Raw genomic sequence first — 1,672 nt, 5'->3', positions numbered from 1 at the left:
CCAGCTGCGCTCTGAGGCGCGCCACCAGCCGGACCACCTCGGGCAGCTCATCTCCTTCGATGCCGATGATGAGGGCGCGAGGCTCACCGCTGGAGGTGATCGCCACCGAGGCGCCCCCCCGCAGCTTGCGCCACAGGGCCCCGGGCGTATTGCGCAGGTCACGCAGGCTGAGGAACCGGAGGGGAGACGTAGCCATGCGTGCTACAATACGGCTACGCAGCTCGCCGGTCAAGGGCGCCATTGCGCCAGCGGCTGAAGCTGCCGCGGCATCCGTCACTGAAGTGACGCGCGGAACCGCCGCTTCAGCGGCAGTCCTCTTGCCGAGCCGCGACTTTAGTCGCGAGTCCTCAGCCGCGTGACGTCGCGTCCTACCGCCAGAAGTTCGGCGACGACATCGCCAACGAGCTCGTCGCCTGGTTCAACGAGGTGGACGCCACGTATCACGCGGACTTGCGGGAACTCAACGAGCTGAACTTCAGCCGCTTTGACGCCAAGCTCGAGCAGCGGTTAGCCGAGCAGGACGCCAGGTGGGAGCGTCGGCTTGCCGAGTTCGCTTTGCGTCGAGACATGGAGGCGGGGTTCGCGAAGCTGGCCGACCTGCGCACCGAGATCTCTTCGGCGGAAACCCGCATCATCCGGTGGATGTTCGCGTTCTGGGTTGCCGCGGCCGCCCTGCAGAGGTTGTGACTCCCCTTTCTTTTGGCTACGGATACAACCGGTACATCATCCTCGGAAACGCGATCATCTCCCGGATGTGCGGCGAGCCCGTGATCCACGCCACCGTCCGCTCAACTCCCAAGCCGAACCCCGCGTGCACGAAGGTGCCGTACTTCCGCAGGTCGAGGTACCAGCCGTACGCGTCCTCCGGCAGGCCGTCGTGCCGGATGCGGGCGAGTAACCGGTCGTGGTCATCCTCGCGCTGGCTCCCTCCGATGATCTCGCCGTAGCCCTCGGGCGCGAGGCAGTCGTTGCAGAGCACCGTCCGCGGGTCGTCCGGGTTCTCCTTCATGTAGAACGCCTTGGCGGCCGTGGGGTAGTTGTAGATGAACACCGGCTTGGCGCGGCCTTCGACCAGCTTCGCCTCGTCCTCGGCGCCGAAGTCCGAGCCCCATTCGATAGAAGAGCCTTTGGCGCGGAGCAGCTCGATGGCCTCCGTGTAGGAGACGCGCGGGAACGGCGCGGTGATCGCCTCGAGCTTGGCGGGGTCGCGCTCGAGCTCCTTCAGTTCCTCCTTGCGGCGGTCGAGCACTCTGGCGACGATGTAGGAGACGAACTCCTCCTGTAACCGCATGTTGTCGTCGGAGGTGTTGAACGCGACCTCCGGCTCGACCATCCGGAATTCCGTGAGATGGCGCCGGGTCTTGGACTTCTCGGCGCGGAAGGTGGGGCCGAAGCAGTAGACCTTGCCGAGGGCGGCGCAGGCGGACTCGAGGTAGAGCTGGCCCGTCTGCCCCAGGTAGGCCTTGCCGAGGTCGAAGTACTCGGTCTCGAAGAGCGTACCGGCGGATTCACCGATGGAGCCGGTGAGGATGGGCGTGTCCACCAGGACGAAGCCGCGCTCGTAGAAGAAGTCGCGGATCGCCTTGATCACCTCGTCGCGGACGCGCATGATCGCCACCTGGCGGCGGCTGCGGAGCCAGAGGTGCCGGCGCTCCATGAGGAACGCTGTCCC

The 1,672-nt window shown here is 66.1% G+C and carries 3 protein-coding genes; 1 reads left to right on the top strand and 2 read right to left on the bottom strand.

Going from position 1 to position 1,672, the window contains the following annotated elements; all coding sequences use genetic code 11:
* Positions 1 to 196, bottom strand: a 196-nt coding sequence (locus Q8Q85_09510; GenBank protein ID MDP3774491.1) for a hypothetical protein, incomplete at its 3' end; no start/stop codon positions are given.
* Positions 197 to 426: 230 nt separating this feature from the next.
* Here Q8Q85_09510 and Q8Q85_09505 point away from each other — a divergent pair.
* Positions 427 to 687 carry a hypothetical protein gene (locus tag Q8Q85_09505; protein MDP3774490.1) on the top strand — a complete coding sequence of 87 codons (261 nt, stop codon included), beginning with the start codon at positions 427 to 429 and terminating at the stop codon, positions 685 to 687.
* 16 nt (positions 688 to 703) lie between these two features.
* On the opposite strand, the gene asnS is transcribed toward Q8Q85_09505, so the two are convergent.
* On the bottom strand, positions 704 to 1,672 hold a 969-nt coding region (gene asnS / locus Q8Q85_09500; GenBank protein MDP3774489.1), incomplete at its 5' end, for an asparagine--tRNA ligase.

The sequence above is a fragment of the Gemmatimonadales bacterium genome, from assembly GCA_030697825.1.
Lineage (GTDB): Bacteria > Gemmatimonadota > Gemmatimonadetes > Gemmatimonadales > JACORV01 > JACORV01.
Note: the sequence above shows the minus strand (reverse complement) of the source record. Positions and strands in the feature narration are given on the sequence as shown.